The sequence below is a fragment of the Kinneretia sp. DJ1R-11 genome (assembly GCF_025717595.1).
Lineage (GTDB): Bacteria > Pseudomonadota > Gammaproteobacteria > Burkholderiales > Burkholderiaceae_C > Paucibacter_A.
The window spans coordinates 13130-29687 of the sequence record NZ_JAJIRR010000023.1 but is presented as its reverse complement, the minus strand read 5'-3'; the positions used below and the strand labels follow the sequence as shown (position 1 = coordinate 29687).

At 64.7% G+C, this 16558-nt stretch carries 17 protein-coding genes; 10 read left to right on the top strand and 7 right to left on the bottom strand.

Going from position 1 to position 16558, the window contains the following annotated elements; all coding sequences use genetic code 11:
• Positions 1–220: 220 nt before the first annotated feature.
• The 3 genes from fusA to rpsL all read right to left on the bottom strand — a co-directional run bounded on the left by fusA (position 221) and on the right by rpsL (position 3406).
• Entirely contained in the window at positions 221–2323 is a 2103-nt protein-coding gene (gene fusA / locus LNV23_RS23530) for an elongation factor G (protein ID WP_263521009.1), read from the bottom strand.
• A gap of 70 nt (positions 2324–2393) precedes the next feature.
• Entirely contained in the window at positions 2394–2864 is a 471-nt protein-coding gene (gene rpsG / locus LNV23_RS23525; protein WP_102766012.1) for a 30S ribosomal protein S7, read from the bottom strand.
• 167 nt (positions 2865–3031) lie between these two features.
• Entirely contained in the window at positions 3032–3406 is a 375-nt protein-coding gene (rpsL, locus tag LNV23_RS23520) for a 30S ribosomal protein S12 (RefSeq protein ID WP_102766011.1), read from the bottom strand.
• Positions 3407–3779: 373 nt separating this feature from the next.
• On the opposite strand from rpsL, the gene LNV23_RS23515 reads away from it, so the two are divergent.
• Positions 3780–4253 (top strand): putative toxin-antitoxin system toxin component, PIN family, encoded by a 474-nt coding sequence (locus LNV23_RS23515; RefSeq protein WP_263565186.1) that lies wholly within the window; start codon positions 3780–3782, stop codon positions 4251–4253.
• On the opposite strand, the gene LNV23_RS23510 is transcribed toward LNV23_RS23515, so the two are convergent.
• Positions 4244–4456 (bottom strand): hypothetical protein, encoded by a 213-nt coding sequence (locus tag LNV23_RS23510; RefSeq protein WP_263520972.1) that lies wholly within the window; start codon positions 4454–4456, stop codon positions 4244–4246. The genes LNV23_RS23515 and LNV23_RS23510 overlap by 10 nt on opposite strands.
• A 249-nt stretch (positions 4457–4705) precedes the next feature.
• Between LNV23_RS23510 and LNV23_RS23505 the strand changes: the two genes are divergently transcribed.
• Positions 4706–5269, top strand: coding sequence for a thymidine kinase (locus LNV23_RS23505; RefSeq protein ID WP_263565185.1), 564 nt, complete (start codon positions 4706–4708; stop codon positions 5267–5269).
• 37 nt (positions 5270–5306) lie between these two features.
• Here the strand turns inward: LNV23_RS23505 and LNV23_RS23500 are convergent, their stop codons facing one another.
• Together LNV23_RS23500 and LNV23_RS23495 are read right to left on the bottom strand one after the other, a co-directional pair.
• On the bottom strand, positions 5307–5543 hold the full coding sequence (locus LNV23_RS23500) for a hypothetical protein (protein WP_102766008.1): 237 nt from the start codon (positions 5541–5543) through the stop codon (positions 5307–5309).
• Between the two features lie 221 nt (positions 5544–5764).
• Positions 5765–6523, bottom strand: coding sequence for an enoyl-CoA hydratase/isomerase family protein (locus tag LNV23_RS23495; RefSeq protein WP_263565184.1), 759 nt, complete (start codon positions 6521–6523; stop codon positions 5765–5767).
• A 170-nt stretch (positions 6524–6693) separates the two neighbouring features.
• On the opposite strand from LNV23_RS23495, the gene LNV23_RS23490 reads away from it, so the two are divergent.
• From LNV23_RS23490 to LNV23_RS23475, 4 genes are all read left to right on the top strand, one after another.
• Complete coding sequence (locus LNV23_RS23490) at positions 6694–7731, top strand: branched-chain amino acid ABC transporter permease (RefSeq protein ID WP_263565183.1); 1038 nt, start codon at positions 6694–6696, stop codon at positions 7729–7731.
• Positions 7732–7746: 15 nt separating this feature from the next.
• Positions 7747–9531 (top strand): branched-chain amino acid ABC transporter ATP-binding protein/permease, encoded by a 1785-nt coding sequence (locus LNV23_RS23485; protein WP_263565182.1) that lies wholly within the window; start codon positions 7747–7749, stop codon positions 9529–9531.
• Between the two features lie 25 nt (positions 9532–9556).
• The gene (locus LNV23_RS23480; RefSeq protein ID WP_263565181.1) at positions 9557–10300 is read left to right on the top strand and encodes an ABC transporter ATP-binding protein; all 744 of its coding nucleotides are present in this window, start codon (positions 9557–9559) and stop codon (positions 10298–10300) included.
• Positions 10301–10439: 139 nt separating this feature from the next.
• Positions 10440–13190, top strand: coding sequence for an HD domain-containing phosphohydrolase (locus LNV23_RS23475; protein WP_263565180.1), 2751 nt, complete (start codon positions 10440–10442; stop codon positions 13188–13190).
• Between the two features lie 15 nt (positions 13191–13205).
• Here the strand turns inward: LNV23_RS23475 and LNV23_RS23470 are convergent, their stop codons facing one another.
• Positions 13206–13937, bottom strand: coding sequence for an ArsR/SmtB family transcription factor (locus LNV23_RS23470; protein WP_263565179.1), 732 nt, complete (start codon positions 13935–13937; stop codon positions 13206–13208).
• A gap of 52 nt (positions 13938–13989) precedes the next feature.
• Here LNV23_RS23470 and LNV23_RS23465 point away from each other — a divergent pair, with 52 nt between their 5' ends.
• The 4 genes from LNV23_RS23465 (at position 13990) to LNV23_RS23450 (ending at position 16557) form a co-directional block, all read left to right on the top strand.
• Positions 13990–15084: a cytochrome P450 family protein gene (locus LNV23_RS23465; RefSeq protein WP_263565178.1), complete on the top strand. Its 1095-nt coding sequence runs from the start codon at positions 13990–13992 to the stop codon at positions 15082–15084.
• Entirely contained in the window at positions 15081–15662 is a 582-nt protein-coding gene (locus tag LNV23_RS23460; RefSeq protein ID WP_263565177.1) for a flavin reductase family protein, read from the top strand. The genes LNV23_RS23465 and LNV23_RS23460 overlap by 4 nt, the downstream gene beginning before the upstream one ends.
• A complete protein-coding gene (locus tag LNV23_RS23455; RefSeq protein WP_263565176.1) occupies positions 15659–16024 on the top strand; it encodes an antibiotic biosynthesis monooxygenase family protein in 366 nt (121 codons plus the stop codon). Before LNV23_RS23460 ends, LNV23_RS23455 begins: the two co-directional genes overlap by 4 nt.
• Positions 16025–16104: 80 nt before the next feature.
• Positions 16105–16557 carry a CreA family protein gene (locus LNV23_RS23450; RefSeq protein ID WP_263565187.1) on the top strand — a complete coding sequence of 151 codons (453 nt, stop codon included), beginning with the start codon at positions 16105–16107 and terminating at the stop codon, positions 16555–16557.
• Position 16558: the final 1 nt, after the last annotated feature.

The window sequence follows — 16558 nt, the reverse complement described above, 5'->3', positions numbered from 1 at the left end:
ACGTGACCGATGGTGCCGACGTTGACGTGCGGCTTGGTGCGCTCAAATTTACTCTTTGCCATTGCAATTGCTCCAAAAAGAACAGGTCGCCAGTCTCAGGGTTTAGCGTTTCCGTCAAGGCATTCAATCCCGGCGACTGGCAACCGGGCAGCACTTGACGAAGACGTTCTCGAATGAGGAGAAGCGCTGAATCCAGCCTGGATTCAGCGCTTCAGGTGCATCACTTACCGCGTGCGGTGATGATGGCGTCAGCCACGTTCTTCGGAGCTTCGCTGTAGTGCTTGAACTCCATGGTGTAGGTGGCGCGGCCTTGTGTGGCCGAGCGCAGGGTCGTCGAGTAGCCGAACATTTCCGACAGCGGAACTTCGGCCTTGATGACCTTGCCGCCACCGACCATGTCGTCCATGCCCTGAACCATGCCGCGGCGGCTGGACAGATCGCCCATCACGTTACCGGCGTAGTCTTCAGGCGTCTCAACTTCCACGGCCATCATCGGCTCCAGGATCACCGGCGAAGCCTTGCGGCAGCCGTCCTTGAAACCCATCGAAGCGGCCATCTTGAAGGCGTTTTCGTTCGAGTCCACTTCATGGTACGAACCGAAAGTCAGCGTGACCTTCACGTCCACGACCGGGAAACCGGCCAGCACACCATTCGGCAGGCTGTCGATGATGCCCTTTTCCACGGCAGGGATGAATTCGCGAGGAACCACACCGCCCTTGATGGCGTCGACGAACTCGAAGCCCTTGCCTGCTTCTTGCGGTTCGACCGTCAGCACGACGTGGCCATACTGACCCTTACCGCCCGACTGGCGCACGAACTTACCTTCCACGTCGGTGGCCGACTTGCGGATGGTTTCGCGGTAGGCCACTTGCGGCTTGCCGACGTTGGCTTCCACGCCGAATTCGCGCTTCATGCGGTCGACAATGATTTCCAGGTGGAGCTCGCCCATGCCGGAAATGATGGTCTGACCCGATTCTTCATCGGTACGCAGACGGAAGGATGGATCTTCCTTGGCCAGACGGCCCAGGGCGATGCCCATCTTTTCCTGGTCAGCCTTGGTCTTCGGCTCAACAGCCTGCGAAATCACCGGCTCCGGGAACACCATCTTTTCCAAGGTGATGATCGATTCCGGATCGCACAGCGTTTCGCCGGTCGTCACATCCTTCAGGCCCACGCAAGCTGCGATGTCACCGGCCAGAATTTCCGAGATTTCTTCACGCTGGTTGGCGTGCATCTGCAGAATACGACCGATACGCTCCTTCTTGCCGCGAATCGGGTTGAACACCGAGTCGCCCGACTTCAGCACGCCCGAGTAGACGCGCACAAAGGTCAGCTGACCGACATACGGGTCGGTCATCAGCTTGAAGGCCAGAGCCGAGAACTTGGCGCTGTCCGAAGCTTCGCGGGTTGCGGGCTGGTCATCTTCGTCGGTGCCAGGAACTGGCGGGACGTCGATCGGCGAAGGCATGAAGTCAATCACGCCGTCCAGCATGCGCTGCACGCCCTTGTTCTTGAATGCGGTACCGCAGAACATCGGCTGGATTTCGGCAGCCAAAGTACGTGCACGGATGCCCTGCATGATTTCAGCGTCGCTGAGCTCACCGGTTTCCAGGTACTTGTTCATCATGTCTTCGTTCGACTCGGCGGCGGCTTCCACCAGGTTGTCGCGCCATTTCTGGGCGTCAGCCTGCATTTCAGCGGGGATGTCGCGGTAGTCGAACTTCATGCCCTGGGACGCTTCGTCCCAGTAGATGGCCTTCATGACGGTCAGGTCGATCACGCCCTTGAAGTTCTCTTCTGCACCAATCGGCAGCACCACCGGCACAGGATTGGCCTTCAGGCGAGTCTTCATCTGGTCATAGACCTTGTAGAAGTTCGCGCCCGTGCGGTCCATCTTGTTGACAAAGGCCAAACGAGGCACCTTGTACTTGTTGGCTTGGCGCCAGACGGTTTCCGACTGCGGCTGCACGCCGCCCACGGCGCAGTACACCATGCAGGCACCGTCCAAGACGCGCATCGAGCGCTCGACTTCAATGGTGAAGTCCACGTGTCCGGGGGTGTCAATGATGTTGATGCGGTGCTCGGCGCGCGAAGCGTCCATGCCCTTCCAGAAGCAGGTCGTGGCAGCCGATGTGATCGTGATGCCGCGCTCTTGCTCTTGCTCCATCCAGTCCATGGTGGCAGCGCCATCATGCACTTCACCGATCTTGTGGTTCACACCGGTGTAGAAGAGGATCCGCTCGGTCGTCGTGGTCTTGCCAGCGTCGATGTGCGCCGAGATACCGATATTGCGGTAGCGCTCGATGGGGGTCTTGCGTGCCATGATGTCACTCCAGAAAGGCAGGAGCCGCCAACGGGTCAGTAGAAACCCGGGGCGGCTGAATCAAACTAGTTTAGAAGCGGAAGTGCGAGAAGGCCTTGTTGGCTTCTGCCATGCGGTGAACTTCGTCACGCTTCTTCATGGCGCCGCCACGGCCTTCAGCTGCTTCCAGCAACTCATTGGCCAGACGCTGCGACATGGATTTTTCACCACGCTTGCGGGCCGATTCCTTCAACCAACGCATGGCCAAAGCCATCCGGCGGACGGGACGAACTTCCACGGGAACTTGGTAGTTCGCACCGCCAACGCGGCGGGACTTCACTTCGACCATCGGCTTGACGTTGTTCAAGGCAACCAGGAACACTTCCAGCGGGTCCTTGCCAACCTTCTTTTCGACTTGTTCCAGGGCACCGTAGATGATGCGCTCTGCAACGGCCTTCTTGCCCGATTCCATGATGACGTTCATGAACTTGGACAGATCAACATTGCCGAACTTGGGATCAGGCAGGATCTCGCGCTTGGGTACTTCGCGACGACGTGGCATGGGATTCTTCCTCTTGCTTCAGTGGGTACGGGCAAATGCCCTGCACCTTCGGATGACCACCGACTTCTGGGGGCATCCACTTACTCGGTCATTGCCAAACATGGGAATGGCAGGAACCGCAAAAACGTCTAGCGCCAGCAATATGCCGGGCCGACATGACTCTTTGATTACTTCTTCGGACGCTTCGCGCCGTACTTGGAACGCGACTGCTTGCGGTCTTTCACGCCTTGCAAGTCCAGCGAACCGCGCACGATGTGGTAACGCACACCCGGCAAGTCCTTGACACGACCGCCGCGCACCAGCACCACGCTGTGCTCTTGCAGGTTGTGGCCTTCACCGCCGATGTAGGAGATGACCTCGAAACCGTTGGTCAGGCGCACCTTGGCAACCTTACGCAGAGCCGAGTTAGGCTTCTTCGGAGTCGTGGTGTACACGCGGGTGCAAACGCCGCGGCGCTGCGGGCAATTCTGCATTGCCGGCGACTTGGATTTCGTGACCTCGGCCTGACGGCCGTGGCGCACGAGCTGATTGATGGTTGGCATAAGTAACTTGTTCCCGTTTGAAGTCACACACTTCAGCAGCATCACTCAGGATGAGCGCAAACCTTGACTGGCTGACGCTGCGCACCCGGCACCTACGCGGGATGCGACACACGCCTGAAACCCTCACAAAGACTCAAGAACGAAGCGGCCGACAGGACAAATCACCGCCGGCAGTTTTCCGTAAATCCATGGAAAATTCTCAGCAAGGCCTGCTGAAGAGCCCACGATTGTAGAACACATTGCCGAAATGGCACAAGCACTCGGCTCACGAGCAGCTATGCTGCGGCGCGCGGCGCCAAGCCCACGCACGCAAACTCGGCCGGAGACCGCTGAGCTCACCCAGATTTGAACCGCTCACACCATTGAACCTTTGATGCTCCGAGATCCGAATTCAGGCGCGCGCCCGCTCCAAGCCGTCATCGACACCCAAGTGGTGATGGACTGGCTGGTTTTTCGGGACGCACGAGTCAGCACTCTGGCTGCGGCCGTCAACCATGGACAGCTGCGCTGGATCGGCCAGCCCGCCATGCTCGATGAACTGCACCACGTGCTCGCGCGCGGCGTTGCCGCCGCCTTTGAACCCGACCTCGTTTGGATCGAAGACCATTTCGCGCGCTTGTGCCACATGGTTGAGGCAGCCAGCCCACCGGCCGTGCGCCTGATTTGCCGGGATCCAGACGATCAAAAGTTCATTGATCTGGCGATCTCCCAGGGCGCCCAATGGCTGTTTTCACGTGACCGGGCCGTACTTGCCCTGGCCAAACGCGCCCGAGCCCAGGGGCTCGTCATCATGAGTCCGGACTCTTGGCGGCTGCCCGCCGTCGCGGAGCCGGGCCCTCAAGCCTGATCTTTGGGTTTGGCGCAAGCCGGTTTACACACCACTTCGGTGCGGCCGAGGACACGCTTGGACTGCAAATTGTTGGGAGTGCGGTGCTTGCCGCACTTGAAGCAGGAGCGGGTGTGGCCGCTACCTAGGAAAGGCGAGCCGCCCAGTTTGGACTCGTAACGCAGACCGTTGTCACTGACGCTGGTGTAGGTGTCTTTGCTCATTGTTGTCGCGGGTTCACGGTGCCGACCATCAGCGCGAGGGGCGCCTAGGCCTGGATGTGCTGGACTGCTTTCCTCTGCCCTCTGAACCATAGTAGGCGGCTCGGAGCGGCTTTGACTACCTCGCTTGCCCCAGGTTTTGTCACAATCGCGCTCGCCAACGGGTCCACCCCCCTCATATGCGGGCGCTGGCCGCTCCAATCAGCCCTCCCGGGCAGACTCTCCACCACTTTTGCCACTCAAAACCCCGATATGGCCAAACTGTTCTTTCGCTACGCAGCCATGAATGCCGGCAAGTCCACCGCCCTGCTGCAAGTGGCACACAACTACGAGGAACGCGGCCACGGCGTGCGACTCTTCACCGCGCGACTGGACGATCGCTATGGTCGCGGCACCATCACCTCACGGTTGGGGCCGCAACGTGAGGCCGAGGTCTTCGGTCCGGAAACCGATTTCTTGGCGATGGCGCTGCAACTGCCTGAGGTGTCCTGCGTCTTGATCGACGAGGCTCAGTTTCTGCTCAAGCCCCAGGTTTGGGCGCTGCATGAACTGGCGCATGTACGCAATGTGCCGGTGATCTGCTACGGCTTGCGCACCGATTTTCAGGGCGAGCTGTTCCCTGGCTCCGCCACCTTGCTGGCCCTGGCGGACGAGATGGACGAGATGAAGACCATCTGCAACTGCGGCCGCAAGGCAACAATGAATATGCGCGTGGACGCCAACAATCGCAAGGTCACCGAAGGCAATCAAGTGGAAATTGGCGGCAACGCCCGCTATCGGGCGGTGTGCGGCCGCTGCTTCAGACAGCAGGTCTGAAGCAGCGCACCGCGTAAAGGGCGCATTCGCGCCCGGCTCAGCCCTTGCTGAGTTGTTCGTCGAGCTCCTTGCACGACGGTGCGCAGACCGGCTGCGACTTGCCCAAGAGCTTCTTGGATTTCAGCATCGCACGCGGACGATGCTTGCCGCACAAAAAGCACGACATGGTTGCGGCACCAAAGGAAGAGGTCGCCGCGAACGGCGAACCTGGTGCTTTAGAGCGGTAACGCAGACCATCGGCTTCGATGGTCGTTTTAGTACTGTCCTTGGCCACGTCGGTCCTGATAGTGAGTTAGTAGGAGCTTGCCAGGGTGGGCCGATGACTCCGTCTCCGAAGCAGCCGGCCACCTGAGCCAACCCCTCTATTTTCCACTATCTGGAGGCCAATCCGGCACGGTAGCACTCAGACGGCCCCAGACACAGAGGGAGGGGATTCCCCTAGAACAGCGTTGACCTCGGCACAAATCCACCCGCCACGAAGCGTTTCCGGTCCGCTCAACGGCCCTGAAAACGAGGCTTGCGGCACTCTTGCCAGGCTGCCACACCCTCGGCCAGATCCTCCGAAGCATTGGCCTCAGCCACATCCGCTTGCAAAGCCGACGAGTCCAACCTGCCACGAGCAATGGCATTCAAGTGTTTTTTCATGCCCAGCAGCGCCAGCGGCGCCATGGCCAGCAACTGGGCCAACAGGACCTCGGTCGCAGCCTCGAGCGCTGCCGCGTCGGGCAGCAATTGGTCGAGAAAGCCACTGCGCAGCATCTCATCCGCATCGAGCGTGGCGCCAGCCAGTAGGACTTTTTTGGCCCAGGGCAGGCCGAGGCGGCTGACGTAGCGCTCCATGCCGCCGCGATAGAAATGCAGGCCCAGCCGGGCCGCCGGCACAAACATTTCGCAGGCCGGCTGGCCGAGGCGAAAGTCGCAGGCCAGCGCCAGGTCGGTGGCGCCGCCGTAGACCCCGCCCTGGATCTGTGCCACGGTCACCGGCCGGGCGTTTTCCCAGGCATCGCTGAGTTGCTCAAACAGGGCGCCCGCATCGAGCCCCGGCACAGCACCGATATTGAAGCCGCTGCAGAAATGCCGGCCTTCGCCGCGCAGCAGCAGCACACGCAGTTCCGGGCGTTCGTTCACCTGCTGCAATTGCTGCTGCAAACACTGCAGATCGCTGGGCTCCAGCCGATTGGCCAAGCGGGGCCGCCGCAGCGTGATGCGGGCCAAATGGCCATCGATTTCTAGCAGAGGGGCAAGACCGAGCATGACAAGGACAGAGGCAAGGAGGTCGAAACGAACCAGTCTAGCGGCTGTCCCTCACACCTGCTTCAGCGTGCGCGTTTGTCAATGCGGCCCTGCCCCGAGCTGCCGGCCTGCCGGGCTTGATTAGAGTCGGGGCTCCAGCGCCCTGCCGCGAGCTCCGAGCCAAGCCCTCCATGGATTTATCGATTGCCAGCATCCTGATGCTCGACGGCCTGAGTAATGGCGCCATCTACGCCCTGCTGGCCCTGGCCACCGTGCTGGTGTTCACCGTGACCCGGGTGATTTTCATTCCGCAAGGTGAGTTCGTAGCCTTCGGGGCGCTCACCTTGGCCGCTCTGCAGCAAGGCCAGCGCCCCGGCACTGTGGTGTTTTTGCTGAGCTTGGCGGCTCTGGTGGCGCTGCTGGACCTTTGGGCCGGCTGGCGTGCGGGTGAGGCTACCGCCCCGATGCTGATCCGAGTGGTCAAAGCGGCTGCATTGCCCGTCGCCCTGGGGGCTCTGGCCTGGTGGGCGGCGCCACTGCAATTGCCACTGCTGCTGCAGGTGCTGCTGACCCTGGCCATCGTCACGCCCATGGGCCCCCTGCTCTACCGCCTCGCCTACCAGCCCCTGGCCGATGCCTCGGTGCTGGTGCTGCTGATCGTGTCTGTGGGCGTGCATTTCAGCCTGACCGGCCTGGGCCTGCTGTTCTTTGGCGCCGAAGGCTCGCGCAACCCCAGCTTCTGGGACAGCAGCATCACCCTCGGCCCGCTCTTCATTGCCGGGCAGACGGTGATCATCTTGCTGGCCTCGCTGGCCCTCATCGTTCTGCTCTGGCTGTTCTTCGAGCGCAGCCTCTACGGCAAGGCCTTACGAGCCACGGCGGTGAACCGCCTGGGCGCCCGACTGATGGGCATCTCCAGCAACTCGGCAGGACGCCTGTCCCTGGCCATGGCGGCCTTCATCGGCGCGCTCTCGGGCGTGCTGATCAGCCCGACCACGACAATTTTTTACGACAGCGGCTTTCTGATCGGCCTGAAAGGCTTCGTCGCCGCCGTCTTCGCCGGCCTGGCCAGCTATCCCGGCGCGGCGCTGGGCGCGGTGCTTGTGGGGCTGCTGGAGTCCTTCAGCTCCTTCTGGGCCAGCGCCTTCAAGGAGGTGATCGTCTTCACCTCCATCCTGCCGGTGCTGCTGTGGCGCTCCTTGCGCAATCCGCACCAAGACGAGCACTGAAGAGCCCCGACGACGATGCGCCTGAATCGACATACCCTGCCCGCAGCACTCGGCCTGGCCCTGCTCTTCTCCTTGCCCCTGCTGCCGGTGCCCGAGTTCTGGATCACCCAGCTCAACTACATCGGCATGTTCACCCTGGTCAGCCTGGGCCTGGTGCTGCTGACTGGCGTGGGCGGCCTGACCTCTTTCGGCCAGGCCGCGTTTGTGGGCCTGGGCGCCTACAGTACGGCGGTGCTGAGCACGCAGTTCGGCCTCTCGCCCTGGCTGGGCCTGCTGGCCGGCTGGCTGCTGACCGGCGGCGTGGCCTGGTTGCTGGCCCTGCTGACGCTGCGCATGTCAGGCCACTACCTGCCCCTGGCGACCATCGCCTGGGCGCTGAGCCTCAACTTCAGCATGGCCAACCTCGAGCTACTGGGCAAGTACGACGGCATCCTCGGCCTGCCGGCGCTGCAACTCTTCGGCCTCAGCCTGCAGGACGGCCGCGCCATCTACGGCCTGATCTGGGGCATCGCCCTGCTGGCGGCGCTGGCGGTGCGCAATCTGCTGGACTCGCGACCGGGCCGCGCCATCCGTGCGCTGAACGGCGGCGTCACCATGGCCGAGGCCATGGGCGTGTCCACCTTCCGCTACAAGGTCATCATCTTCGTGCTGGCGGCCCTGCTGGCCTCCACCTCGGGCTGGCTGTTCGCCCATGTGCAGCGCACGGTCAACCCCAGCCCCTTCGGCCTGAAGATGGGCATCGAGTACCTGTTCATGGCCGTGGTCGGCGGCGTGTCCAGCGTCTGGGGCGCCTTTGTCGGCGCCGGGGTGTTCAAGCTGGTGGAAGACCAGCTGAAAGAGCTGCTGCCCGCCCTGCTCGGCAGCAATGGCAATTTCGAGATCATCGTGCTGGGCATCGTGCTGGTGCTGGTGCTGCAGCATGCGCCGCGCGGGCTCTGGCCCTATGCCCAGCAGCTGCTGCAGCGCTGGTGGCCCAGCCAGGGCCGAGCGCAGGATTGGATCGATGCGGAGCCCCTGCCCCAGCGCGCCAAGCCGCAGGCGGGCGAGCCGCTCTTGCAGGTCGAACGCCTGCGCAAACAGTTCGGCGGCCTGGTGGCGGTCAACGATGTCAGCTTCGGCATCCGGGCCGGCGAAATCATCGGCCTGATCGGCCCCAACGGCGCCGGCAAATCCACCACCTTCAACCTCATCACCGGCGTGCTGCCGGCCAGCGGCGGCTCGGTGCACTTTCGCGGCGAGGACGTGTCTGGACTCCCCTCGCGCGAGATCGCCCGGCGCGGCGTTTCGCGCACTTTTCAGCACGTCAAGATGATGGCCGAGATGACGGTGCTGGAGAACGTGGCCCTGGGCGCCTATCTGCGCGGCCACAGCGGCACGCTGCGCGCCCTCTTGCGCCTCGACCGCGCCGAGGAGCAGCGTCTGTTCCGCGAGGCCGAGCTGCAGCTGCGCCGCATCGGCATGGCCGAGCAAGCGCATGAGCTGGCCGGCAATCTGGCCCTGGGCCCGCAGCGCCTGATGGAGATCGCCCGCGCCATGTGCAGCGACCCCTCCCTGCTGCTGCTGGACGAGCCCGCCGCCGGCCTGCGCCACAAGGAAAAACAAGCCCTGGCTGAGGTGCTGCGCCAGCTGCAGCGCGAAGGCCTGAGCGTGCTGCTGGTCGAGCACGACATGGAATTCGTGATGGGCTTGACCGACCGCCTGGTGGTGATGGAGTTCGGCACCAAGCTGATCGAAGGCACGCCGGCCGAAGTGCAGGCCAGCCCCGAGGTGCGCGCGGCCTACCTCGGAACCGAACATTGAACGCCTCTGCCAGGACTGTGAACCCATGAGCTCCAAACCACCCTTGCTGAGCGTGCGCGGCCTGCACGCCGGCTATGGCCGCGCCGAGGTGCTCAGCGGCCTCGATCTGGACCTGCCGGCCGGCCAGGTGGTCACCGTGATCGGCCCCAACGGCGCCGGCAAGAGCACCACGCTGAATGCCTTGATGGGCGTGCTGCCTGCACGCGGCCGCGTCCTGCTGGACGGCGAAGACATCGCCGGCCTGAGCCTGGAAGAACGTGTGATGCGCGGCCTGGCCCTGGTGCCGGAAAAGCGCGAGCTTTTCACCACAATGAGCGTGGAAGACAACCTGCTGCTCGGCGGCTACCGGCCGCTGCGCCTGGGCCAGCGCGACTGGCGCGAGCAGCTGACGCAGGTCTTCGAGCTGTTCCCGCGTTTGCAGGAACGGCGCGAACAACCGGCCGGCACCTTATCCGGCGGCGAGCGCCAGATGCTGGCCGTGGGACGCGCACTGATGGCTCGGCCCAAGGTGCTGATGCTGGACGAGCCCAGCCTGGGCCTGGCCCCGCTGGTGGTGAAAGAGATCTTCCGCATCGTAAAGACCTTGCGCGAACGGGGCGTCAGCGTGCTGCTGGTGGAGCAGAACGCCCGCGCTGCGCTGGAGGTGGCCGACTACGGCTATGTGCTGGAAACCGGCGCCATCGCCTTGCAAGGCCCGGCCGCCACGCTGGCCGGCGACGGCCGCGTGGCCGAAACCTATCTGGGCAGCGCACGCAAGTTGACCGTCTAAGGCGGTGGCGTGGAAAAGCGGGCCCGCCTGCAATACTTGACGAATCGGCCCCGAACATGAATTCGGCAGCGGCCTTCGAGCAGATACTGGGCGCTGACCCAGACCGCAGCCCCAGCCGAGGGAGGCCCATTTGCCCGCCATGGAATTGTTTGCTCTCGACCCTGAAGTCATCAGCCTCGAAACCAGGCTGAGCACACTCCACGGTACCGAACGGCTGAGTGTCATCCCGGCCCTGGCCTGGCACCTGCGCCAGCGAGACTGCAAACGAGCGCTGCTGCTGGTCAACGAAGCCGAAGACCTGCTGACGCAAGTCGACTGGGACGAGGGCCGCTGCCAAGCGTGCCATGCACGCCTGCTCTTGGTGCTCGGTGAGGTGGCTTGGTTGTTTGCCCAGCTCGATGCCAGTGAACAGTACGCCGAAGCGGCGGTCGAGAATTTCGCCCAGCTGGGCGACCGGATCGGCTGCGGTGACGGCCAGATTTTGCGTGCGTCGCTGTGCACGGAGCGCGGTGACAGCCCAGGCCGCGATGCCTGCCTCAAGCAAGCGCAAGACGACTTCCGGGCTGCCGGCGACAACGCGCGCCTGCAAGTCGTCAGGGCCATGCAGCTGAACCATGCGGCTTGGCGTGACGCGCTCGGCACGGCCGCTCGACTGCACCACCAGTTCGACTCCAGTCTGCCCCTGCCCGCCGCGGCGCAAGCCTGGGTCAGCAGCGCCAGCGCCCTGGTGGCCACCTTCACCGGCGAATTGGGTCAGGCCATCAAGCATTTCCTGCAAGCCCACCATTGCGCCTTGGAAAGCGGCCAGATCCGCCATGCCGTCTTCTCGGCCAGCAATGCGGCCGACAACTTTGCCTCGCTCGGGGACCTCGACGCCGCCCTGGAATGGGATGAGCTGGCCCTCGCCCAAGCGCAGACCAGCGGCTGGCCGGGCACACTGGGCGGCGCACAGATGCAGACCGGCAATGTGCTGCGCCTGCTTGGGCGCCTGCCCGAGGCCCACGCCATCCTGAACGACGCACTCGAGTCCATGCGCGAGTTGCAAGGGGCCAGCCGTTACAGCCTGGCCCTGCAATATCAAGGTGACGTGGCTCTGGACATGGGTGAACCGGCCGCGGCACTCGATTGCTTTTTGCAGGCGGAGACGATTGCCGCCAGCCTGGGGGAGTTCTTCTACCTGCTGCGCTGCTGGCGGGGCCAGGCCAGCGCCCTGGGCCGCCTGGGCGAGCCCGAGCAAGCGCTGAGCAAGATTTCCTCCGCCTTGCTGCGGGCACGCGAGCTGGGCAGTGGCGATGAGCAGATCAAGGTGCTGCGCGTCTTTGCCGAGCTCTACTTGCAGTACGCCCTGCCCGCGCCTGCGGGTCAGCAAGCGCCGAGCGCAAGCTTGCACTTCCTGCTGCAGGCCCTGCAGATCGCCAATGGCATCAAGGGCTACATTCTGCCCAGCGAGCTGCTCGATGAAGTCGCCAACGCCTACGCTGCGGCTGGCGATGCCGCACAAGCTCGACATTATGGACAGGCTGCCGCCGCAGCGCGCGACAACAAACGCCTGGACGACGCGCGCAACCGGGCCATGGCCATGCAGGTGCGTCAGGAGAGCGCCCTGGCCCGCGCCGAGGCCGAGTACCACCACCGCCTGGCCCAGGCCGAAAGCCAGCGCGCCGCGCAACTGCAAGAGGCCAGCGCCACCCTGGAGACCCTGGGGCGCGTCGGCCGAGAGATCACCGGCAGCCTCAATACCGACGCCGTGTTTGCTGCGCTCTACCGACATCTGGGCCAGCTGCTGGACACGAGCTCCTTCTTCGTCTATCTGCTGGAGCCGGGCGGCCACGCGCTCAAGGCCGCCTTCATCAACCAGGCGCGCCACCATTTCCCCTCGCCGCTGATTGCGCTGCATGACCCGCAGTCGCTGACCGCACGTTGCGCTCGCGAACGTTGCGAACTGTTTTTTCCGCAGTCACCCCGCAACAACCCGCCTGAGCATCTGATGGGCCCGCTGGACACCCAGAGCATGATGTTCTCGCCCCTGCTGATTGGCGAGCGACTGCTGGGCGTGATGTCAGTGCAGTCGGTGGACAGCCATGCCTACGGCGAGCGCGAGCAGTCGATCTTCCGCACCCTGGCCGCCTATGCCGCCATCGCCCTGGACAACGCCGGCGCCTATGCCGCAGCCGAAACCGCGCGCCAGCAAGCGAACGCCGCGCTGGAGGCCCTGAACGAAGCCCGCGCCAAGCTGGCCGACCGCGCTGAATGGCTGGCCGAGGAGGTGCGCAAGGCGACCAACCAGATCGTCCAGCGCGAGCGCGAGACCGTGATCCGCCTGTCCAAAGCAGCCGAGTACCGCGACCCCGAAACCGGTGCCCACATCCTGCGCATGGCGCACTACTCCGAGCTGATCGCACGCGGCCTGGGCCTGCCCGTGGCCGATCAAGAGCTGCTGCTGGAAGCCGCACCCATGCACGACATCGGCAAGGTCGGCATCACCGACAGCATCCTGCTCAAGCCCGGCCGCCTGACGCCGGAAGAGTTCGAAGTGATGAAGTTGCATGCCAGCTATGGCTACGAGATCCTCAAGGACAGCTCCTCCCTGGTGCTGCAGGCCGGCGCCGCCATCGCGCTGGGCCACCACGAGAAGTACGACGGCACGGGCTACCCGCAAGGCCTCAAGGGCGAGGCCATTCCCATCTTCAGCCGTATCGTCGCCGTAGCCGACGTCTTTGATGCGCTGACCTCCGAGCGGCCCTACAAAAAGGCCTGGGCCTTGGAAGCCGCCGCGGCCCACATCAAGGCCCATGCGGGCAGCCATTTCGACCCTGCCTGCGTGCAGGTGTTCTTTGAACATTGGGACGAGGTGCTGGACATCCGCCAGCGCTTTCAGGACGAGGACTGAAGGCGGCGGCCCAGCTCAGCCCTCGCTGAGCAAGCCTTGCAAGCCGGCACGGCCGCGCGCCGTGATACGCAAGGCTCGACTGTCCAGTGCGCCTTCCACCCAGGCTTGGCGTTCCAGCAGCGCCAGCCAGGCCGCCCCCAACGCGCCGCCTAGGTGCGGCCGGCGCACGCTCCAGTCCATGCAGGGGCAGGCAAAGCGCCGGCGCTGCTGCAGCGCGGCGCCGACATCCAGGCCCAAAGCCGCCAGCGCGTCCTGGCCGGTCGGGCTGAGCTGATAACTGCGTGGCTGATCGGGCTTCTCGCTCAGCCAGCCCTGCCGCAAGACATGTTCATGCCAGCGCACGGCCCAGTCGCCGGCCATATGGTCGTAACAGCGTCGTGCCTCGCGCAACTCAGGTGGCGTGCGCGGCTCGAAGGGCGGCGCCGCTTGCTCACGTTGCCGCGCGGCCAGCACCAGCATGGCCTCCAGCGCTGCACCGACCTCACCGCCGGCCAGGCGGTGGTAACGATGCCGGCCTTGGGCCTCGCAGCGCAGCAGGCCGGCGCCAATCAAGCGGTTCAGGTGAGCACTGGCCGTCGATGCGCCAATCTCCGCTGCGGCAGCCAACTCGGTCGCCGTGCGCGCATGGCCATCCAGCAGGCAGCACAGCATGCGTGCCCGCGCGGGCTCGGCCATGGCCTGGGCGATCTCGGCCAAGGCCTGATCGGCGAAACCGGCCGGGGGCGGGGTGACAGCGTCTGCATCCATGCTTCGATGCTAAACGAAGCATGCATTCGCTGAGACACAGACACTGCGGCCCATGAACCCAGCCACGATCTGCCCCCTCTCCCACCCGCCCGAATTGAACGTTCTGACGGCAGCCGCCTGCAACGAGCTCTCTGCCCTGCACGACTTCTACCGGCCCTTGCGCCGCCAGGCGCTGCATTTCGACGCCGAGCGTCAGCTCTACCTGGTCGCTGCGCCGGCGCTGCTGCGCCAGGCACTGGAGCACCCGGACCTGGGCGTGCGCCCACCGGACCAGCCCCTGCCCAGCACGCTGGACGGGCGGCACTTTGGCCTCGTCTACTCTCAATGGCTGCGCATGCGTGAGGACCCGGCGCGTGCCGGCGAGCGGCGCGCTTTGGAACAAGCCCTGGCCTCGCTGAGCCTTGAGTGCGTTCAGGATCAGGTGCGCCTGCAGGCGCGGCAAGGCTTGGCGCAGGGCTGGGACGCCTGGCAATGGTCCTCACTGCCAGCCAGCCTGGCCGCCCTGCTGGGCCTGCCCATGGGCAGCGCACTCGCGCAAGGCCAGTTGCGGCAGCAACTGCAGTCACTGGCCCTGGCTCTGCGCCCTGATGCGGGGAAGCGCGAACTGGACGCCGCCGATGCTGCCTGCGAGGCCTTGTGTCAAGGCCTGGGCAGTCAGGGCCCAGCCCCGCTGTGGCGGGCGCTGCAGGTGCAGCCCTTGAACGCCGCGGCGCAAGCCCTGGGCCTGCTCTGGCAAAGCCATGAGGCTGGCGCTGCACTGCTGGGCCAGGCCCTGCTGGCGGGCCCAGGTTCTGACACCGAGCTGCTGCGGCATGCGCAATGCCCAGGCGCCATTCAGCACACCCGGCGCTGGGCCCTGCGCGCCTGCGAACTGAGCGGCACGGCACTGGCCCGGGGGGCTGCCCTGCTGCTGATTCTGGCCAGCGAAGTGCCGGAAGATGGTGCCGGCCTGGCCTTCGGTCACGGCCGCCACCAATGCCCGGGCCAGGAGCTGGCGCTGACCCTGGCTCGCGGCGCATTGCGAGAGGCGGCGATTGCGCGGACCGAAGGTCGGGCTCCACCCCTAGCGCCAACTGCGTCAGGGCATCACGCACTGGCCCATGCCCGTGTGCCGCGCTTGGGCTGCCCGACGGAGCTGCAGACATGACCGCCATCCCCGCACAACGCAGCATCCGTCTCTCGGTGCTGTACTTCGGCACGCCGGTGGCTTTGCTGGCCACGGTCAACCCGGATGGCCGCAGCAACCTGTCTCCGATCTCTTCGGTCTGGTCCTTGGCCGACCGTCTGGTTCTGGGACTGGGCCTCGAGGGCCAGGCCTGGCTGAACCTGCAGCGGCATGCGGACTGCGTGTTGAACCTGCCCTCAGCCCGCCAGTGGCCACAGGTGGAGCGCCTGGCGCGTGCCACCGGCCGGGCCGAGCTGCTGCAAGCGGAGCGCGCACCCGAGTGCCCGCTGCAAGTCGAGGCTCGCCTGGCCTCGCCACTGAGCGCCGACCCGGTCCAGGCCGCACAGGCGCGCGGTTTCGCCATCGTCGAACTGCAGATCCTGCGCGTGCACGCCCATGAAGACATCACCGTACCCGGCAGCCAGCATGTCGACACGCAGGCCTGGCAGCCCTTGATTTACCTGTTTCGCCACTACTGCGGCACCAGCCTGCCCATGGCCGCCAACTTTCGCGCCGAGCAGCCGCTACGAACCACGTTTGCGCAGGAGGCTTCGACATGATTGCGGTCTTGTTTGAAGTCCGGCTTGCGCCCGGGCAACAAGCCACCTACCTGGACATGGCCGCCGCACTGCGGCCACGGCTGGAACACATCGAGGGCTTCATCAGCATCGAGCGCTTCCAAAGCCTGAGCGTGCCGGACAAGCTGCTGTCGCTGTCCTTTTTCCGCGACGAAGCGGCCGTGCGGACCTGGCGAAATCAGGAGCACCATCGCAGCGGGCAGGCACAAGGCCGGAGCGCTGTGTTTGCCGACTATCGCTTGCGCATTGCTGCGGTGATACGCGACTACGGCATGCACGATCGCGAGCAGGCGCCGGCCGACAGCCGTGCGGCCCTGGAGGGCAAAGACGAACAGGCCTGCTAATCTGGTCACTCCACACCGGAGTTGCCATCGTGTTGACATTGCTTGCCCATCTCGCCCGAACCCGCCGCGCCCCGCTGACCATGCTCTTGCTGGCCGCCTGTCTCAGCGGCGCCGCCCGCAGCGAGCCGGTCGGCGAGGTCGACACCGCGTTCAAGCTTATTGGCCCCGACCACAAGGTGGTCGTCGACGCGCACGAGGACCCCAAGGTGCTGGGCGTCACCTGCTATGTGTCACGCGCCAAAACCGGCGGCATCAAGGGCGGCCTAGGCCTGGCCGAGGACAAGGCCGAGGCCTCGATCGCCTGCCGCCAGACCGGCCCCATCAGCTTCGCCAAGCCCCTGGCGCGGCAGGAGGAGGTGTTCAACGAACGCATTTCCCTGGTGTTCAAGAAACTGCGCATCGTCCGCATGGTCGACAGCCGCCGCAACACCCTGGTCTACCTGACCTACTCCGACCGGCTGATCGACGGCTCACCGCAGAACAGCGTGACCGCCGTGCCAGTGGACCGGGCCACGCCGATTCCGCTGAAGTAAA

Bases quoted from the DNA above. Each gene is read 5' to 3' on its own strand.
- fusA (WP_263521009.1), bottom strand. From the start codon at position 2,323: ATGGCACGCAAGACCCCCATCGAGCGCTACCGCAATATCGGTATCTCG.
- rpsG (WP_102766012.1), bottom strand. From the start codon at position 2,864: ATGCCACGTCGTCGCGAAGTACCCAAGCGCGAGATCCTGCCTGATCCC.
- rpsL (WP_102766011.1), bottom strand. From the start codon at position 3,406: ATGCCAACCATCAATCAGCTCGTGCGCCACGGCCGTCAGGCCGAGGTC.
- LNV23_RS23515 (WP_263565186.1), top strand. From the start codon at position 3,780: ATGCTCCGAGATCCGAATTCAGGCGCGCGCCCGCTCCAAGCCGTCATC.
- LNV23_RS23510 (WP_263520972.1), bottom strand. From the start codon at position 4,456: ATGAGCAAAGACACCTACACCAGCGTCAGTGACAACGGTCTGCGTTAC.
- LNV23_RS23505 (WP_263565185.1), top strand. From the start codon at position 4,706: ATGGCCAAACTGTTCTTTCGCTACGCAGCCATGAATGCCGGCAAGTCC.
- LNV23_RS23495 (WP_263565184.1), bottom strand. From the start codon at position 6,523: ATGCTCGGTCTTGCCCCTCTGCTAGAAATCGATGGCCATTTGGCCCGC.
- LNV23_RS23490 (WP_263565183.1), top strand. From the start codon at position 6,694: ATGGATTTATCGATTGCCAGCATCCTGATGCTCGACGGCCTGAGTAAT.
- LNV23_RS23485 (WP_263565182.1), top strand. From the start codon at position 7,747: ATGCGCCTGAATCGACATACCCTGCCCGCAGCACTCGGCCTGGCCCTG.
- LNV23_RS23480 (WP_263565181.1), top strand. From the start codon at position 9,557: ATGAGCTCCAAACCACCCTTGCTGAGCGTGCGCGGCCTGCACGCCGGC.
- LNV23_RS23475 (WP_263565180.1), top strand. From the start codon at position 10,440: ATGGAATTGTTTGCTCTCGACCCTGAAGTCATCAGCCTCGAAACCAGG.
- LNV23_RS23470 (WP_263565179.1), bottom strand. From the start codon at position 13,937: ATGGATGCAGACGCTGTCACCCCGCCCCCGGCCGGTTTCGCCGATCAG.
- LNV23_RS23465 (WP_263565178.1), top strand. From the start codon at position 13,990: ATGAACCCAGCCACGATCTGCCCCCTCTCCCACCCGCCCGAATTGAAC.
- LNV23_RS23460 (WP_263565177.1), top strand. From the start codon at position 15,081: ATGACCGCCATCCCCGCACAACGCAGCATCCGTCTCTCGGTGCTGTAC.
- LNV23_RS23455 (WP_263565176.1), top strand. From the start codon at position 15,659: ATGATTGCGGTCTTGTTTGAAGTCCGGCTTGCGCCCGGGCAACAAGCC.
- LNV23_RS23450 (WP_263565187.1), top strand. From the start codon at position 16,105: ATGCTCTTGCTGGCCGCCTGTCTCAGCGGCGCCGCCCGCAGCGAGCCG.